General features: G+C 48.0%; 16 protein-coding genes. 5 read left to right on the top strand and 11 right to left on the bottom strand.

Features of this window, described 5'->3' with window-relative positions:
- Nucleotides 1–18: 18 nt before the first annotated feature.
- Entirely contained in the window at nucleotides 19–1,293 is a 1,275-nt protein-coding gene (locus DW931_RS11935; protein ID WP_243036945.1) for a S1C family serine protease, read from the bottom strand.
- A 278-nt stretch (nucleotides 1,294–1,571) separates the two neighbouring features.
- On the opposite strand from DW931_RS11935, the gene DW931_RS11930 reads away from it, so the two are divergent.
- The 3 genes from DW931_RS11930 (at nucleotide 1,572) to DW931_RS11920 (ending at nucleotide 6,227) form a co-directional block, all read left to right on the top strand.
- Nucleotides 1,572–3,977, top strand: a complete 2,406-nt coding sequence (locus DW931_RS11930; protein ID WP_117796702.1) for an endonuclease MutS2 — start codon at nucleotides 1,572–1,574, stop codon at nucleotides 3,975–3,977.
- A gap of 65 nt (nucleotides 3,978–4,042) precedes the next feature.
- The gene (locus DW931_RS11925; RefSeq protein ID WP_107001860.1) at nucleotides 4,043–4,756 is read left to right on the top strand and encodes a response regulator transcription factor; all 714 of its coding nucleotides are present in this window, start codon (nucleotides 4,043–4,045) and stop codon (nucleotides 4,754–4,756) included.
- Between the two features lie 52 nt (nucleotides 4,757–4,808).
- Nucleotides 4,809–6,227, top strand: coding sequence for a HAMP domain-containing sensor histidine kinase (locus tag DW931_RS11920; protein WP_107001859.1), 1,419 nt, complete (start codon nucleotides 4,809–4,811; stop codon nucleotides 6,225–6,227).
- Between the two features lie 29 nt (nucleotides 6,228–6,256).
- Here the strand turns inward: DW931_RS11920 and DW931_RS11915 are convergent, their stop codons facing one another.
- From DW931_RS11915 to DW931_RS11885, 7 genes are all read right to left on the bottom strand, one after another.
- On the bottom strand, nucleotides 6,257–6,889 hold the full coding sequence (locus DW931_RS11915) for a helix-turn-helix domain-containing protein (protein WP_022358806.1): 633 nt from the start codon (nucleotides 6,887–6,889) through the stop codon (nucleotides 6,257–6,259).
- Nucleotides 6,870–7,547 carry a DUF3990 domain-containing protein gene (locus tag DW931_RS11910; protein WP_107001858.1) on the bottom strand — a complete coding sequence of 226 codons (678 nt, stop codon included), beginning with the start codon at nucleotides 7,545–7,547 and terminating at the stop codon, nucleotides 6,870–6,872. The genes DW931_RS11915 and DW931_RS11910 overlap by 20 nt, the downstream gene beginning before the upstream one ends.
- Nucleotides 7,548–7,772: 225 nt before the next feature.
- A complete protein-coding gene (locus tag DW931_RS11905; RefSeq protein WP_118469280.1) occupies nucleotides 7,773–8,315 on the bottom strand; it encodes an L-serine ammonia-lyase, iron-sulfur-dependent, subunit alpha in 543 nt (180 codons plus the stop codon).
- Nucleotides 8,316–8,425: 110 nt separating this feature from the next.
- The gene (locus DW931_RS11900; RefSeq protein WP_118469282.1) at nucleotides 8,426–9,712 is read right to left on the bottom strand and encodes a TRAP transporter large permease; all 1,287 of its coding nucleotides are present in this window, start codon (nucleotides 9,710–9,712) and stop codon (nucleotides 8,426–8,428) included.
- A 9-nt stretch (nucleotides 9,713–9,721) separates the two neighbouring features.
- Nucleotides 9,722–10,240: a TRAP transporter small permease gene (locus DW931_RS11895; RefSeq protein ID WP_118469284.1), complete on the bottom strand. Its 519-nt coding sequence runs from the start codon at nucleotides 10,238–10,240 to the stop codon at nucleotides 9,722–9,724.
- A gap of 75 nt (nucleotides 10,241–10,315) precedes the next feature.
- A complete protein-coding gene (locus DW931_RS11890; protein WP_022358811.1) occupies nucleotides 10,316–11,380 on the bottom strand; it encodes a TRAP transporter substrate-binding protein in 1,065 nt (354 codons plus the stop codon).
- Between the two features lie 103 nt (nucleotides 11,381–11,483).
- Nucleotides 11,484–12,524 (bottom strand): proline racemase family protein, encoded by a 1,041-nt coding sequence (locus DW931_RS11885; RefSeq protein ID WP_207663588.1) that lies wholly within the window; start codon nucleotides 12,522–12,524, stop codon nucleotides 11,484–11,486.
- A gap of 365 nt (nucleotides 12,525–12,889) precedes the next feature.
- Between DW931_RS11885 and DW931_RS11880 the strand changes: the two genes are divergently transcribed.
- Entirely contained in the window at nucleotides 12,890–13,987 is a 1,098-nt protein-coding gene (locus tag DW931_RS11880) for a helix-turn-helix transcriptional regulator (RefSeq protein WP_118469285.1), read from the top strand.
- 452 nt (nucleotides 13,988–14,439) lie between these two features.
- A complete protein-coding gene (locus DW931_RS11875) occupies nucleotides 14,440–15,426 on the top strand; it encodes an ornithine cyclodeaminase family protein (RefSeq protein WP_118469287.1) in 987 nt (328 codons plus the stop codon).
- A 156-nt stretch (nucleotides 15,427–15,582) separates the two neighbouring features.
- On the opposite strand, the gene glyA is transcribed toward DW931_RS11875, so the two are convergent.
- From glyA to rpiB, 3 genes are all read right to left on the bottom strand, one after another.
- The gene (glyA, locus tag DW931_RS11870; RefSeq protein WP_022358816.1) at nucleotides 15,583–16,830 is read right to left on the bottom strand and encodes a serine hydroxymethyltransferase; all 1,248 of its coding nucleotides are present in this window, start codon (nucleotides 16,828–16,830) and stop codon (nucleotides 15,583–15,585) included.
- Nucleotides 16,831–16,982: 152 nt separating this feature from the next.
- The gene (locus DW931_RS11865) at nucleotides 16,983–18,131 is read right to left on the bottom strand and encodes an FprA family A-type flavoprotein (protein WP_118469289.1); all 1,149 of its coding nucleotides are present in this window, start codon (nucleotides 18,129–18,131) and stop codon (nucleotides 16,983–16,985) included.
- 129 nt (nucleotides 18,132–18,260) lie between these two features.
- On the bottom strand, nucleotides 18,261–18,704 hold the full coding sequence (gene rpiB / locus DW931_RS11860) for a ribose 5-phosphate isomerase B (RefSeq protein WP_022358818.1): 444 nt from the start codon (nucleotides 18,702–18,704) through the stop codon (nucleotides 18,261–18,263).
- Between the last annotated feature and the right edge of the window lie 30 nt (nucleotides 18,705–18,734).

The raw sequence follows: 18,734 nt of genomic DNA, 5'->3' as shown, positions 1-18,734 counted from the left end.
CTATATCCTCCTGAATTTCTATCTGGCGCGCAGAGATACCAAAAATGGAATTTCCGTGTATCCGTCGCGCCCTTTCCGCATCACATTTACCGATACAGACACGCCGCTCGCGGAATTTTCAATCTGCGCCTGGAGATCTTTGAAACTTCCGATCTCCTTTGTGCCAAATTTCACAATAATATCGCCGGGCTGGATGCCAGCGTCATATGCCGGGCTGCCGGAGACTGCCTCCGTCACGTAAACGCCCGCCGGAATGCCGCTCCCCTGCATCGCACGGCTCACATCCTGTCCCAGGATGCCCAGATATGCCGCCGAAGCGCCATTCGTCAGCCGCTCCAGAATCGGCTTGTAGCTGGAAATGGTGTACGCCGCCGTCCGATCCGTACAGCTCTCGCTGCGGCAGGACTCCGATGTCCAGCCGACCATCTCTCCGGCTGTATTGATCAAAAAGGTACCCGTCTGCGAATTGCTGCTGATATCCGCATACAGGATCCGCGTCAGTCCATCTGTAATCTGCACATTGCGCGCCACGTAGGATACCGTTCCGAACGAAAGCGAATGCACCTGTCCGGACGGACCGCCGATACCTACGAGGACATCGCCTGCCTTGACCGTATATGAATTGGCAAGTGAAAGCACCTGCACCTTTTTCCGCTCTTCTTCCGGCAGATTGCCGGACGGCACCGCCACAACTGCCATTCCGAGCACTTCGTCAATCTGGCGCACTGTACCAGCGATCTTCGTTCCATCCGAAAATCTCACATTGATCGAATCTGCCGCCCGCACCGCATCGGCGTAAGTAAAGATCAGAAATTCTCCATCACTCTCCGCGATGACTGCACCTGCATAATCACCCGTATTTTCCACCGGGTTTCCAAATATATCCGTATCCTGTTTGCCGGAGCTGACCGTCACGATCGACTTATCACCCTGTTCCCCGATTCCACGCAGCACCGACGTCATCGAATTGAAATTGTCTGCGGAAAACTGATAGCTGGAAAGCGCCTCGCTGACCGCCTCATCAATCTCCTGCTCCATTTGTTCCGGCTGCGCTGTCATATCCGCATCTGCACCGTCCGACGGCGAAACAGAGTCCGGATCGTCCTTGGAAAACTCGACTGAGGATGTCTCCTGCATCCCATTTTCCTGAAAACACCGATCCGCAAACGGCTTTACCGCCGCAAACGAAACCGCCGCGACTCCTCCAAATACGGCTGACGCGCATACAAAGAGAGCCACCCGCTTCGCAATCTGTTTTCTGGTCAGCGGCGGCTTCACTATCGTTTCTCTCATGAATTCCCGTTTTTCCTTTTTTTCAAGTTCTTCTGAATCCGGCATTTCACTTTCCCCTTTGCATAACATATCCTAATTATACTTTCCTTCTTAAGGTTATGCAAGAAAAAAGTGCGAATGCTTGGCTAGACAGCGGGGAATGTGATATAATGTGAACACTTGACGAGGTCTTTTCGAGTCTAGTGAGAACTTATACCTGACCACTTAATGAGATCTTTCACGAATTCAGTGGTCACGGTATCATGTGAACACCATTTAAATAAGAGGATTACCACAACATGAATGAAAAAGCATTAAAAACTCTCGAATATACAAAGATCATCGACCAGCTCACGGAGTACGCCTCCACGGAGATGGGAAAACAGATGTGCCGGGAACTGCAGCCGTCCTGTGATCTGGGGACGATCCGGCAGAGCCAGACGGAGACGACCGATGCCCTGACGCGCGTCCGCATGAAGGGAAGTCTCTCCTTCGGCGGCGTGAAGGATGTGCGTGGTTCCATGAAACGTCTGGAAATCGGAAGTTCCCTGGGGATCCCGGAGCTTCTCGCTGTCAGCTCCCTGCTGACAGTCGCTGCCCGCGCGCAGAGCTACGGACGCCATGAGAAATCCGAAGAATTTCCAGATGATTCCCTTGATGAGCGCTTCCGCGCCCTGGATCCGCTGACGCCGGTCAACAATGAGATCAAGCGCTGCCTGCCATCCGAGGATGAGGTCAGCGATGACGCAAGTCCGGGACTTGCCAAAGTGCGCCGCTCCATGAAGATCGTGGGCGGACGCGTCCATACCCAGTTAAATTCTATTTTAAATTCCAGCCGAACCTATTTACAGGATGCCGTCATCACAATGCGCGACGGGCGCTACTGCCTGCCGGTCAAGGCTGAGTATAAATCCCAGGTCCCAGGCATGGTACATGACCAGTCCTCGACCGGTTCGACTGTATTTATCGAGCCGCTCGCGATCGTCAAGCTGAACAACGAACTGCGCGAGCTGGAAATCCAGGAAAAACGGGAAATTGAATTTGTTCTGGCAGCTCTTTCCAGCCAGCTTATGCCTTACACCGACGCGATCCTCTCGGATCTTTCGATTCTGGCAGAGCTCGATTTTATTTTCGCAAAGGCAGCTCTTTCCCGCCACTATAACTGCGTGGAACCGAAATTTAACAACAAACGGTATATCAATATCAAGGACGGACGCCATCCGCTCTTAAATCCGAAACAGGTCGTTCCGATCAACATCTGGGTTGGCGATTCGTTTGACCTTCTGATTGTGACGGGTCCAAACACGGGTGGTAAAACCGTTTCTTTAAAAACCGTCGGACTCTTTACCCTGATGGGGCAGTCAGGACTCCATATCCCGGCATTTGAGGGATCCGAGTTGGCTGTTTTTGACAATGTATTTGCCGACATTGGCGATGAGCAGAGCATCGAGCAGAATCTGAGTACATTCTCCGCCCATATGACGAATATCGTTTCGATTTTAAATGAGGCGGACGCCAATTCGCTCTGTCTCTTCGATGAGCTCTGTTCCGGTACCGACCCGACCGAGGGCGCGGCGCTGGCGATTGCGGTTTTAAATTTCCTGCACAACATGACCTGCCGGACGATCGCAACCACGCATTACAGCGAATTAAAAGTCTTTGCGCTGACCGCGCCAGGCGTTGAAAATGCCTGCTGCGAGTTCAACGTCGAGACTCTCCGCCCGACCTACCGCCTGCTCATCGGTATTCCAGGAAAAAGTAATGCATTTGCCATTTCCCGCAAGCTGGGGCTGCCGGATTATATCATCGACGAGGCGAAAAACCAGATGGAGCAGAAGGACGAATCCTTCGAGGATCTGCTTGCCAATCTGGAAAACAGCCGCGTGACCATTGAAAAAGAGCGCGAAGAGATCGCCTCCTATAAACAGGAAATTGAAACGCTGAAGAACCGCCTCCAGCAGAAGGAAGAACGTTTCTCCGAGCAGAAGGAAAAAATGCTTTCCAAAGCCCGCGAGGAAGCTCAGAAGATCCTTCAGGATGCGAAGGACACCGCCGATCAGACGATCCGCAACATCAACAAGCTTGCCAAGTCTTCCGGCGTCAATAAAGAACTGGAAGCTGAGCGGACCAAGCTACGCGGCAAGATCCAGGATGTAGACAAGAAACTGGCAGTTAAGAAAACCGCCGCACCGAAAAAAGCCGTTTCCGCGAAAAAGCTGCGTCTCGGCGATACCGTGCGCGTTCTCTCGATGAATTTAAAGGGAACCGTCAGCTCCCTGCCGAACGCCAAGGGCGATCTGTATGTACAGATGGGAATTCTGCGCTCCCTCGTCAATATCCGCGATCTGGAAATGGTCGAGGAAGCATCCATCACCGGACCGGGACTTTCCGGCACGCATACGGGTGGTTCCCGCGGATCCGGAAGCGGAAGCAGCAAGATCAAGATGTCCAAGTCCTTCAGCGTATCGCCGGAGGTCAACCTGATTGGCATGACCGTCGATGAGGCGATCCCGGTACTCGACAAATACCTGGATGATGCCTACCTGGCGCATCTTCCGCAGGTCCGCGTCGTACATGGTCGTGGAACCGGCGCTTTGAAAGCGGGCGTACACCGCCACTTGAAGAAATTAAGCTATGTCAAGGAATACCGGCTTGGCGAGTTTGGCGAAGGCGATACAGGCGTTACAATCGTGACATTTAAATAAGAAATATCCATAACTGTGAAGGTACTGAACAGTTACAAATATCCAAAAAAACAGGAGGAATCAACATGGCTGAAAAGCAGCGCATTCTCATCGTAGATGACGACTACAACATTGCTGAACTAATCTCACTTTACCTGACGAAAGAATGTTTTGAAACGAAAATTGTCGGAGACGGGGAAGAAGCTCTCCGGGTATTTCCCGAATTTCAGCCCAACCTGATTCTCCTTGATCTGATGCTTCCGGGCATCGACGGCTATCAGGTCTGCCGGGAACTGCGAAGTACCTCCCAGGTGCCAATCATCATGCTCTCCGCCAAGGGCGAAATCTTTGATAAGGTGCTGGGGCTGGAGCTGGGCGCCGATGACTACATGATCAAACCATTCGATTCGAAAGAGTTGGTTGCCAGAGTCAAAGCCGTTCTGCGGCGCTACCAGCTGCCGGTGCAGATGCCTGCATCGTCCGTGACCGAACAGCATGGCAATTTTGTCGAATATCCGGATCTCATCGTCAACCTGACGAACTACTCCGTCATTTACAACGGACACTCGATCGAGCTGCCGCCGAAGGAACTGGAACTGCTCTATTTCCTCGCGTCCTCACCAAACCAGGTATTCACAAGGGAGCAACTTCTCGACCATATCTGGGGATATGAATACATCGGCGACACGCGGACGGTAGATGTCCATATCAAGCGGCTCCGTGAAAAAATCAAGGGCAACGACAAGTGGGCGCTGACGACCGTCTGGGGGATTGGATATAAATTTGAGGTAAAACGGTAACTGTTAGTAAAGGAACTGAACTGTTACGTGAAGAGGTAACCGGAGGTTTACCATGAAATCAAACCACTACACACATTCTCTTTATTATAAACTGCTGATCGGCTATCTCATCTTCGGTCTGCTTGGATTCATCACGATCGCGACCATCTCATCTGAGATGACCTACCACCATCTGGTGGAACGCGAATCGGAGGTTCTGTATGACGAGGCGACCATGATTGCCGATCGGTGCAGCAAAGCCTACGAGGGCAAAACCATCAATCTCGACTCGGCATACCCACAGCTCGAGGCGGTTTCCGCCTATCTGCAATCGGATATCTGGATCCTGAACCATGAGGGCACCATCGTTGCGGACAGCAGCGACAGTCGTACCGGCATCGCAATCGACGATTTCGACCCGACCGCACAGGGCAACCGGCTCTATTCCATCGGACAGTATTACAACCTGTTTGACAGCAAAGTACTCTCCGTTTCCGCCCCGATCACAGGCAATATGAAGACCTACGGCTACATCGTGATTCATATGCCAATCCAGAACATTGAGGCGGAACAGAACGGATTTCTAAATATTATTTACATAACATCGATCATCCTGTTCTTCCTATCCCTGGTGGTGCTTCTTGTTTTTACAAAAGTGGTCTATTTCCCGCTCAAAAAGATTACGGTCGCAGCCAATGAATATGCAGCCGGAAACCTGGCACACAATATCCCGATTACCACCCACGACGAGATCGGCTATCTCGCCAGCACATTAAACTATATGTCCAGCGAGTTAAATGAAATGGAACAGTACCAGCACAATTTCATCGCGAACGTATCGCACGATTTCCGCTCGCCGCTGACCTCCATCAAGGGCTATCTCGAGGCGATTCTCGACGGCACAATCCCGCAGGAACTCTATCATAAATACCTGCACATCGTCATTTCCGAAACCGAACGCCTCAACAAGCTGACCCAAGGCATGCTGACACTCAACTCCTTGGACAGCAAAGGCTACTTAACCCGGACAAATTTCGATATCAACCGGACGATCAAGGATACCGCCGCAACCTTCGAGGGCACGTGCAGCGCGAAAGGCATCACGTTTGACCTGACCTTTGCGGATAGCATCCAGATGGTCTACGCCGATCTCGGAAAAATCCAACAGGTTCTCTACAACCTGATCGACAACGCGATCAAATTCAGCCACGAGGATTCGATCATTTACATCCAGACCTCCATCCGGTATGAAAAAATCTTCATTTCCGTCAAAGACACCGGCATCGGCATCCCGAAGGACAGCCAGAAGAAAATCTTTGAACGTTTCTACAAGACCGACTTATCGCGCGGAAAAGATAAAAAGGGCACCGGGCTGGGGCTTGCGATTGTCAAAGAGATTATTCAGGCACATGGGGAAAATATCGACGTTGTCAGCACCGAGGGCGTGGGGACGGAATTTATTTTTAGTCTGCCGAAGGCGACGGCGCTATAGCAAATTGAAACTGTCAAATCCCTTCGCAATTACAGCAAATCTTCCATCTGGCATCCCAGTGACCGTGCAAGCGCACGCACGGTTTCTGCGGATGCTTTTTGAATCTTCTTTTTTCCCTGTTCATACTGCTGAATACTCCGCAGCGTAACCCCCGATTGCTCTGAAAGATCCTTTTGGGTATATCCCGCCATCTTCCGGATCCGCCGCAACGCGTTTTTTCCCTGCTCTTTTCTTCGAATGATTCTGTCTGCCGCCTCAACAAATTTATCCTCCGGAGCTTCATGAAGTGCCGGATACATTTCCACAACCTCCCGGACCGGAAGCCCTGCTTCAATTTCCTTAAATTTCTTCTCACTGTACCACTGATAATACGCCAGTATCCAGCCACTCCAATACTCTCTGGAACAGGTAAATTCTACCTGCGGTTCCGGCAGTTCGTCCTTTTTTCCCGCTTTTCGAAGCACTTCCTCCGCAAGCTCCGTTCCAGAAAAGCCGCTCACTACTCTTGGTACACCTTCCCCAAATTTTTCTGCATACCCAGTTGTAAGAAACAATTTCCAAAAATCTTCCAGATCCATCCCACAGGCATTGACCGCATAATCTGTCATTTCCCCCAGATTTCTCATCGCATCATCCAGATATTCAATCCCATAAGCGCTCATCCTCAGCCGACACCTCCCCTCGAATCAAATCCCGCATATAAATACCGTCGATATCATCCTCTTCCACCTTTTTCCGGTATGCATTTCTAGCTTGCTCATCCCTGGCTCTTCGTTTTACATAATATTCCACTGAATCTACTCCTTCATAAGAAAGAAAGTGTATCGCCTGAAATGCCTTCTGACTCTTTAATACATACTGCTCTCCCAATTTTCCCAACCGCATCGCATACGAAAGCTGCTCTAACGATATTTCATTATTTACAAACGCCCTTGCAAATGAAAAATACGAATCATCCGCCCGGTACCCAATCACCACATCATATCCGTCCACATCCGGGAGGAAATGTTCCAGCAGCCACTCTCTTCCCCGTTTCATGACCGCCGAAGAAAGGCGGATTTTCCGGTATTTCATCAAAATCGCCAGCCAATGAAGAACGCTGTAGTGCTTCTCCATCAAATTTAAAATCAAAAGACCGGTTTCATCCATTTCATACTGATTCACATAGCCGTCCTCTCGCTCGGCGCACGACCACTCCTTCGCCAGCTCCAGACTCTCCGTACAATAAAAGCCCTGTCCGTAGTCATTATAGACCTTTCCCTGACCATACATAGGAGTAGAAATAATTTCCAAGGAACCGTGATATAAAATTTTTCTCATTCTGAGGAACCTCCTTATCTATTATGGGAGCAAGTAGAAACATGTGGTATATAAAAAATAGATTCGTTTTAATAAAAATAACTCTATAGAGATATTTTTATTAATATTATATCTCTATAGAGTTATTTAATCAATTTTTATTTCAGATCTTAAAAAGATATGCCACCTTACAGTACGCACCTTACACAAACTGTAACTGTCCTTTCACGATGTTTCGAATTACACCTACCGCGCCTCTTCCCCCGGAAAATGCGCGTCGGACCGCTTCAGAATCTCCCGGGCAGTCTTTGTCTTTCCAAGACCACCAAAGGTACAACGCAGTTCCAGCGGCAGTGACAGACCGATCTCATAGATTGCGCCTATTGTCTCATCCAGCGGGATCACCTTGTCATAACCTGCCAGAATCATATTGGCGCTGGCGAGCGCATTGCTTCCTCCCATGATATTTTTGCCGAGACATGGCCATTCAACACGGTTTCCGACCGGATCGCAGGCAAGCCCTGTGATATTCTGAAGCCCTACGGACGCCGCATCCAGCTCCATATTCAAAAGTCCGCTGGCAAATCCCATATCCGTTCCGTGTCCCGTGTGCGATGCCGCCAGCGCACCATTGACATCAAAATCAACAATCGCTTTTTTCACCGGTGCATCCAGAGATTGCCGGATCATGGAGGCGATCCGCGCCGCCCCCGCCACATGGGAACTGGAAGGTCCGCGCATCACCGGACCGAGTACATCATTGAAGATACTGCAGGGTAGTTTTTCCATGGTTTGTCCTCCTTTTTGTATCAATCATTCCATGTTTTTTATTCATCATTTTTGATTCGTGTTTTTGTAAAGGAAAAGGGAACGTCCAACTTCAACGTCCCCTCTCGTTTCTATCGTCCCATTAAAATAAATGGAATTCTGGATACTACCGGAACATTCGTAATAATCGCTAATGCTGCCAGCATCGCTACCAGGAATGGTATTGCATTTCGAACCGTATCTCCAAATTTACATCTTGCAATATTGGTTGCCGTGTATAAGCAGACACCTACCGGCGGAGTTGCCAGACCGATGGTCAGGTTCAGGCAGACAATCATACCAGTCTGAATCGGGTCAACGCCCAGGCTTGCCATCGCCGGTGCCAGAATCGGCGCTACCAGCATGATTGCCGGAGCACTATCCATAAACATACCAACAACCAGAAGAACCAGATTGACCAGTAACAGTTTCACTGCTAAAGAAGTATGAAGACCAACCAGCATATTCGTTACAGAAACTGCCCATCTCTCATTGGAGATAACCCATCCAAACAGATAGCAGCCGCCGACAATCAGCATAACCGTACCACTGTCGATCGCGCTGTCGATAATCGATTTCCAGAGCTCTTTCCAGCCAACGGTCCGGTATACAAATGCCGACAAAATCAGGGAATAAAGAACCGCTGCCGCCGCTGCCTCGGTCGGAGTAAAGAAACCACCCATGATACCGCCAACAACGATGATCGGAAGTCCGATACATGGAAGTGCCTGTCTGGTTGCTTCCCATTTTTCCTTCCAGCTTGTCTTAGGACCTGCTGAAAAATCACGTTTCACTGCAAATACATAAACAACCAGCATCATGATAATACCCATCAGGATACCCGGTACTACTCCGGCGATAAACATATCGCCAACGGATACCTTCGCTGCCGCACCGTAAATAACGAATGCCAGACTCGGTGGGATAATCGGGCAGCAGCAGGATGCACACGCGGTCAGACCTGCTGTAAACGCCGGATCATACTTTTCATCCTTCATTGCCGGAATCATCAGGCATCCAACTGCCGCCGTACCAGCTACCGCCGAGCCTGAAACTGTACCAAACATCATACATACCAGGATGTCTACCATCGCCAGACCACCCTTGATATGTCCAACGAATGCCTGTGCGAAACGAACCAGACGCATGGTAATACCGCCGTGATTCATAATATTTCCTGCCAGAGCGAAGAATGGAAGACAAAGCATGGTAAAACTATTAATACCATAGATAATTCGCTGCGGAACCAACGCCAGGTTGGCATCACCGGTACTTAAAAGCGCATAGGAGACCGTCGCTACGATCAATACAAAAGCAATCGGAACGCCTAATGCAAGAAACAAGAAAAAGCTTCCAAATAAAATTATACTGCTGAACATATTGACCTCCTACTCTTCATCCCCCGGAAGAGGAATCTTTTTCGCTTCCCCGTAACATATATTTTCAAGAAGCTGCACAAATGTATAATAAATCATAATGAGACCGCTGACCGGAAGGGCTGCATAAAAGAGCGCCAGCGAAACCTTGATCGTCGTTCCCAGATGTGGAATCTGTGCAACTGTATAGTTCCAACCTGAAATTGTAAATAAAACAAGTGCAAATAATAAAATCACATCCGCCAGAACCAGCATAAACTGACGTGTTTTTCCATGGCACAAGTTAATTACCATGTCAACACCGATATGAAGCAGATGACGGCTTGCTACGGCACTGCCAAGCATCGTGGTCCAAACGAAGATATAACAGGAGAACTCCGTTGCCCATGGCATCGTAGCTCCAAACCATCGCAAAATAAACTGGCCGATTACCGCGATACATAAAGCAATTGACGTAACCCCTAATGCAACTCTGGCAACCGTATTGATCACGTCGCCAATCTTGTGAAGTTTTTCAATCAATCCTGCCATTTTTCTCCCCTCTTTGTAAATGTACTCCCGAAAACAGGCTCCGGGAGTACATGATAGTTCAAAAATTATTGTACTTTATTTCGCTGCGCGAACCATCTCAACCAGACCTTCCCAGGTCGGATGTGCCGCGTACATTTTATCATATACCGGAGCAACTTTTTCTTTCCATGCATCAATATCAGTCGGACGTGTTACGGTATAACCTTTTTCTTCATACTCAGCAATCTTTGCCTCGTCATTTTCCAGGAACCAAGCTCTCTGCTCTTCGCCTGCTTTTATAGCTGACTCTTTCACGAGTTTCTGGTCTTCTTCGCTTAAACCCTCATACCATTTTGAAGAAGCAACAATGATACCGCTGGAATAGTAATGATGAATATCGCAGATATTATTAACAACCTCAATATAACCATCTGCTACTGCATATAATGCACTATTGTCTGTTCCATCTACAACGCCATTCTGAAGTCCTGTGAACTGCTCGCCAGATGCCAATGCAACCGGTGTAGCACCAAGTGCTTCGTAGGTTGCCACGCAAACTTCATTCTGCATGGTTCTCATACGAACGCCCTTCATATCATCTACGGTATTAATTGTCTTATCTTTAGTCAGGATATTTCTCCAGCCATCCTCATGGAAACCAAGTCCTGTAATTCCATCAACCGCGCTTAACTGTTCCAGAAGGGAATTGCCAAATTCTCCCTCCAGCGCTTTATTGACATTATCCTCATCCTCAAACAGGAATGGAAGCTCAAAAATGCCTAAATCTGGTACAAATCCGCCCAGTGCACCAGTTCCTACCCAGCCGATTTCCAGGTTATTATTCTGAACCATCTCAACACACTCAACCTCGTCGGTTGTCATATCGCCTGCATAAACCTCTACTTTAATCCGTCCGTTGCTGCCCTCCTCGACCAGCTTTTTAAAAGCATTCGCACCGTAATCATACGGAGAACCGGTTCCACATACATGTGCTACACGGATCGTCATCTCCGCTCCGGAAGTATCTACGCTGGAACCACTATCTGCTGCTTCGGTTCCGGCTGCAGATGCGGATGAAGAAGAATTTCCGCCTGAACACCCCGCCATTGCCATCGCTCCGATTACCAATGCCATCGTACCGCAAAGCCATCTCTTTTTCATAAAGTATCCTCCTTTATACTGTTTTTATGTGAACTCCCGAGGTACTTCTTTCCCTCAGAAGTACCTCCCTGTACCTTTAAACTCTTATTTTGTTTCTATCGATTTAGCCTAATAAGAAACCTTCCGGGAATGGATCGTCCGGATCGAATAACCATGTACTCTCTCCCATTACAAACGCCCGTCCGCTGATCTCCGGTACTACTGCCGGAATTCCTGCCACCTCTGTCTCTTCAACGATATGGCAGTGGAATAAACTTCCAATCAGGCTCTCATGCACAAACGACTGTCCGACTGCCAGCTTTCCTTCCGCATGAAGAAGTGCCATCTTCGCTGATGTACCGGTTCCGCAAGGGCTTCGGTCAATCGCTGCCGGGGGAATGACAACTGAATTTTTTACGTCCGAAACCCCTTCTGTACCCGGTTCGAAAAATTCCACATGCGTTACCTGGTTCATGATTTCCAGATACGGATGCTTGACTGTTACCTGCTCATTGATAAACTTTTTAAGATAATTTCCTTTTTCGACAATCTCTTTTGCATTTTCTTTATCCAGCTTTAAGCCCATTGCCGATGCCGGTACTAACGCAAATACATTTCCACCGTATGCGATGTCTAACGGAATCTCACCATATCCAGGAACCTGTACCTTTACATCCCGATTCATCACAAATGCCGGGGCATTTTTAAAGGATACCCGCACCGCCTTGCCATCTTTCACCTCAATTTTCACTTTTACCAGTCCAGATGGTGTATCTAAGGTCGCATATGTATACGGTTCCTCCGCTTTTAAGAGTCCGCTTTCAATCAGTGCCGTTGAAACTCCGATCGTATCATGTCCGCACATCGGCATCCAGTTTCCAACCTCGTAATATAAAACACCAAAATCTGCCTCCGGATTGCACGGCTTGGTAACAATCGTTCCGGACATTACGTCATTTCCTCGCGGTTCAAAACAAATTGCTTTTCTCATCCAGTCCTGTTCCTGCATCATATAGAGCATCTTTTCTTCCATCGTGTTCCCCGGAATTTCCGGAAATCCCGATAAAATGGTTCGGGTTGGCTCTCCCTCTGTATGTGTCTCGATGCAGGTTACTGCCTTTCTCCCCTTAATCTCCTGCAAACAAAATTCATTCTTTTTTTCCATAGGCTCCTCCGTATTAAAAATTTTGTCCGTTCTCTTTCAGTTTTCTGAAATCTCGTTGTTAAAATCATATCATGACAAAAACTTTCAAAAAACATCATTTTTAATACAAAGTTTTTTGTGTTTTGGTTATTATGATGCATGACGTCAGTTAATGGTAGATACTTTCGGTTCTATCATAGTATACTTTTGGATACTTTTTCTATTTTCAAAGTTTTTCCACTTGCAATAATCATAACAACATTTTATTATGCTTTATATATTATCAGTCTATTAAAAATAGTTTAAAACAATAGTTGGACTATAGTCTAGTATTGATTCCATTTTGTTTTCACTAATTGAATACTCACGGGAAAGGAGGCATCTTCATGAGTGCTGAAAATCTTTTTACAACATCACGAATTGAAAACGTCAATCAGATCATTGCTGAACTTTACGACGATTCAATTCTTCTTGAAAAACGGATGGAGAGTTTTTTCCTGAACCTGAACAATATTGTTTTTTTTGAAAAAGCAAATTTTTTGTTTTACCAAAAGCAGGGACAGAATTACAAAACCCATTCCATCTACACCATCAACTGGAATGATGAACAGAAACGGCGATATCAGGAAGAATACTGCCATATGGACGATGTTCTGTCGATTCTGGACTCCGACAGTAATGTAACTTTCCTGACCAACCAGCTGTTCAATCAGGAGGTTCGAAAAAATTCTCTTTATTTTCAGGAATTTCTACTTCCCATGGGGCTGCATGATTCCATTGAAACGAATTTTTCGATTCGGAACCGGGATCTGCGGGGTGTGTTTTCCATCCACCGATCCAACGATAAAAAAAATTTCCTGCCAGATGAATTGAGCCTTGTCCGGTTATTCCAGCCGCATTTCTGCAACGTATTTAAAAATTACGGGCGGGAGCTCAACATCGGACGGGCATTTCATGTACTGGAAAATTACAACTGCATCGGAATCGGCTGTTTTGACGATAAACTGAATTTTATCGGGTGCAACACAACCTACCGTACATACATGGAGAATCATGGATTTGCAGATTTATCCAACAACCCCATTTCCAACTGTTTTCGCTCTCTTTGCCGTCAGCTGCTCCGTTCTGGAAGCATTACCGGACAAAATATCGAATACAAGATGGAAAACAGCCCTTTGTTTCTGGAGGTAAGCCGCTCCCATCTTAAGGAGGGACCAGACAACGACTGCTTTGTATGTCTGTTCTTCGATTTATCCTATGTGATGGATCGTACTCTTTCCCAGATCAGCCGGGATTTTTCCCTGACGAACCGAGAAGTAAATGTTTTAAGCCTTTTACTGCGCGGCTATTCCAACGATCAGATATCTTCCACCCTCTTCGTCAGCATCCCTACTGTCAAAAAGCATCTGGCTTCCATTTATTCCAAAATGGAAATCAAGAGCCAGAAGCAAATTCTGGAACGCATTCATTTCTACGACAAATAATTTTCGCATTAATCTTGTTTAACCACGAAAAAAGGGAGTCCGCTCATCCTGGGCTTCTCTTTTTTCGTTCTTGAGCTCCCAATGAATCAAAAATTAAACTACCGTCATCTTTTTCTCTCACTTCATTGTCTGATACTCATTTTTATCTCAGTCGAGAAGATTCCCACCTCTTCAGGTGGTGTGTAATAGCAAATTTATCTCAGTGGGAGTTGGGTCTCCGACTGAGATAAACGCTCCGCGAGGATGCGCAGTGATTCTGATAGGAATATGTCAGCTTCGCTGACCAGAATCACGCGCCAAGTCTCACGGACGTTCGACTTGAATCTATTTTCATCTTGACACTGAAACGTGAAACTGCTACAATCCAACTATGCAAATCACATTTGATTTGTGATAAATCCATTTTAATATGTATATTTTATTTCATTCATAAATATTCAGGAGGTTTTGATATGTTATTTCTCAGCGAACAAGAAATGTGGCAGTCCGTCACCTTAGAGGATGTCATGGACGCAATCGAAGATGCGTATGCGATTCACAAAAGCGGCAATTATAAGATGCCGGATCGTTTTATCGCACAGCGTGATAAAAATATGATGCTCTATATGCCGTGTTTTCTGGATTCCGTCATCGGTACAAAGATGTTATCCGAATTTCCGGACAATCCCTCTCTGGGAATTCCGTATCTGAACGGACTTATGATTTTAAATAACGCAAAGACCGGTCTGCCGAAGGCGATTATGAACGGAAGTGTCCTGACCGCAATGCGGACCGGTGCGGTCGGCGGTGTCGCACTGCGCTATCTGGCTCCAGAGGATGCTGCCTCAGTTGGTCTGGTTGGCTGCGGTATGCAGGGACTACACCAGCTTCTCTATGCCTGCGAGGTGCGCCCGATCACAGATATTTATCTGTATGACGCATACGCTAAGGATCTTTCCGGCTTTATCGAGCGCTTATCGGCGCGTCTGGCATCGTTTGGAAAAAACGACATCCAGATTCATACCTGCGCGGATACCCGTGAACTGGCTGAGCACAGCCGCGTCCTGATCTCCGCCACCCAGGCGGTCGATCCGGTCTACCCGGATGATGAAGAGCTGCTTCGCGGCAAATGCTTTGTTGCCATCGGCTCCTGGCGTCCGGAACGGCGCGAACTGCCGGATGCGGTGTGGAAACTCGTCAAGAACGCGTACACCGAGCTTCCGTATGCCTGCGAGGAGAGCGGCGATCTGAAAATTCCGCTGGAAAAGGGCGTTCTGACACAGAAGCGCGTCCACTTTATCGAGGATCTGATCGAAGATACCAAGCAGGGACATCCGCATGAGCAGAACGAGACCCGCTGCTTTAAATCCGTCGGCATGGGACTCTTTGATGTGCGGACGGCACAGCTTATCTATGAAAAAGCATTGGAAAAAGGAATTGGACAAAAACTTAATTTCTAGGAAAAATGGTTGGAATAGAAAAGGCTGTATCACCTACCGCGCGCTTCCATGCGGCAGGCAATACAGCCTTTTTCTTATTGTTATATGTGCATTCATTTTCCAGCATTTTTCTGAATCTATAGACTGGCAAATTTTTCGCTCCATATTCTTCTCTACTTATTTATATAACGGATACTTCTCACACAGCTTCGTCACTTCCGCACGGATGTAATCTGCCTTGTTCTCGAAGTCGGTAGCTGCCAGCCAAATGCACTCTGCGATGACTTCCATGTCTTCTTCTTTGAGTCCACGGGTGGTAACAGCCGGAGTACCGATGCGGACACCAGAAGTAACAAACGGGCTTCTCGGGTCGTTCGGAACGGTATTTTTGTTCAGGGTAATGTATACTTCATCGCAGCGGTTCTGCAGCTCTTTACCGGAAATATCCATGCCGCGCAGATCAACTAACATCAGGTGGTTATCGGTTCCGCCGGTCAGAATCTTGAATCCCTGCTTCTGAAGTGCGGCTGCCAGCGCTGCTGCATTCTTCTTTACCTGAAGCTGATACTCTTTAAATTCTGGTTTCAGCGCCTCGCCGAAGCAGACTGCCTTGCCAGCGATGATGTGCTCTAACGGACCGCCCTGGGTTCCCGGGAAAATCGCCTTGTTGAAGTTGAACTTCTCAGCTGCTTCCTTATTTGCCAGAATCAGACCGCCTCTCGGTCCGCGCAGTGTCTTATGAGTGGTTGTCGTAACAACATCTGCATACGGAATCGGGCTCTGGTGAAGACCGGCTGCTACCAGACCAGCGATATGAGCCATATCGACCATCAGGTATGCGCCTACTTTGTCTGCAATTTCACGGAAACGTTTGAAATCAATCTCTCTTGCATAGGCACTTGCACCTGCAATGATCAGCTTCGGTTTTGCTTCCAGTGCAATGCGCTCTACCTCTTCGTAATCAATCACGCCATTGTCATCGACACCATACGGCACAATGTTGAAATATAAACCGGAGAAATTGACAGGGCTTCCGTGTGTCAGATGTCCACCGTGATCCAGGTTCATGCCCATAACAGTATCACCCGGTTTCAGCATTGCGATAAATACCGCCATGTTTGCCTGCGCGCCGGAATGCGGCTGTACGTTTGCATAATCACAGCCAAACAGTTTTTTCGCTCTCTCGATCGCGATGGACTCTACAACATCGACACACTGGCATCCGCCGTAGTAACGTTTTCCCGGATATCCCTCCGCATATTTGTTGGTTAATACCGATCCCATCGCCATCATAACCGGCTCCGATACAATATTCTCCGACGCGATCAGCTCCAGGTTTCTTCTCTGACGGGCTGCCTCTGCTTCAATGGCTTCTCCCACTTCCGGGTCTGCCTCTGTAATGAACTTCATTACCTCATCTACCATGTCTGTTTCTCCTATTCTTTTTCTGTCATCCATACAAAATCATCAAGTGGATTTTTCATATATAAATATAAAAACCACACTTTTGTCTCTCCGGATTTTTTATTTAAAAAAGCCTTTTTCAGGTCTCATTAAATACTGTCACCAGACGCTTCTTATGCCAGCAGCGCTTCCGCCATCTGCTCCAGCGACGGAATATCGCTCTCCTTGAGCGCCCCGCGAACCGTAACGACCGGTTCAACCACCGTGATCTCCTTCATCGCATCCAGCATTCCCTTCATCGTGCGCGCTGCACTCGGCGCCCAGGAACCGTTTTCAATCAGGGCAACGGTGCGTTTCTGGTAATTCTTGCTCTGTAAGTGGTGCAGGAAATCTGCCATAACCGGCATCACACCCGCGTCATAGGACGGTGCTGCCAATACAATTTTTCCATACCGGAATGCATCTTCCAGCGCCTCCGCCATATCACCGCGCGCCAGATCCGCGATTGCCACCTTCGGGCATCCTTTTTTCTCAAGAATTTCCTTGCATTTCTTCGCCGCATCCTCGGTGTTGCCATGCAGGGACGCATATGCGATAAATACACCCTCAGACTCAACGCCGTAGCTGCTCCAAATCTGGTATTTTTCAAGCACATGACCGATCGTCTCTTTCAGAACCGGTCCATGCAACGGGCAGATAATCTGGATCTCAAGACCGGCTGCTTTCTTAAGAAGTGCCTGCACCTGCATTCCATATTTTCCTACAATATTGAAATAATACCGTCTCGCCTCGCAGTCCCAGTCCTCATCCACATCAAGCGCACCGAACTTGCCGAAACCGTCGGCGCTGAACAGCACCTTGTCGCAAGAATCATAGCTTACCATAACTTCCGGCCAGTGTACCATCGGTGCCATGATGAATGTCAGCTCATGGCGTCCCAGTTTCAGGGTATCGCCCTCCTTGACCGTCAGCACACGGCTGGTATCAAGATCAAAGTACAGTTTCAGCATCGGAAATGTCTTCGCATTGCCTACCAGTGTGATTTCCGGGTACCGTTCTACGACTGCCTGGATACTTGATGCATGATCCGGCTCCATGTGGCTGATTACCAGATAATCCGGGGTTCTTCCAGCCAGTGCGGTTTCCAGATTTCCCAGAAATTCCGTCTGTTTGCGCTTGTCTACCGTATCCATGATCGCGATCTTTTCATCCATAATCACGTATGAGTTATATGAAATACCATTTGGCACCTGATGCTGCCCCTCAAACAAGTCAATGTCATGGTCGTTTACACCGATGTAGCGAATATCTTCTGTGATCATTTCCTGCTTCCTCCTGTTCTTTTCGCAGCTGCTCCATCTCTTTACAGCTGCCTCTTTTTGTTCTCACAGGCATCCCGCATCCTGCTGTCAGCCTGCCTTATGATTTCATCCGTTACCTCTGACTCTGAATCAGTCTTTCTCCTCAATCGCCATAATCATATCCACGCGTCTCTGATGGCGTCCGCCCTCAAATTCTGCGTTGATCCACTCGTCAACGATCATCTTCGCAAGCTCACTTCCTACCACGCGGGCGCCGAAGCAGAGTACATTGGCATCGTTGTGGCGGCGGGACATCACCGCTGTGTACGGCTCGCTGCATACGCAGGCGCGCACGCCTTTTACCTTGTTAGCTGCCAGTGAAATACCAAGACCGGTACCGCAGATTGCGATACCCAGATCGGCTTCGCCGGAAACAACTGCACGGCCTACCTTCTCTCCGTAAACTGGATAATCACAGCTCTCGCTGCTGTCTGTACCCAGATTTAACACTTCGATTCCTTTTTCTTTCAGGAAATCCACAATAATGTTCTTCAGTTCTACCGCCGAATGGTCATTTCCAATCGCAATTTTCATCTCATCTTCTCCTCATCTGACTGACTTCCG

It is taken from the genome of Clostridium sp. AM43-3BH, from assembly GCF_003479985.1.
GTDB classification, from domain to species: domain Bacteria; phylum Bacillota; class Clostridia; order Lachnospirales; family Lachnospiraceae; genus Otoolea; species Otoolea fessa.
Note: the sequence above shows the minus strand (reverse complement) of the source record. Positions and strands in the feature narration are given on the sequence as shown.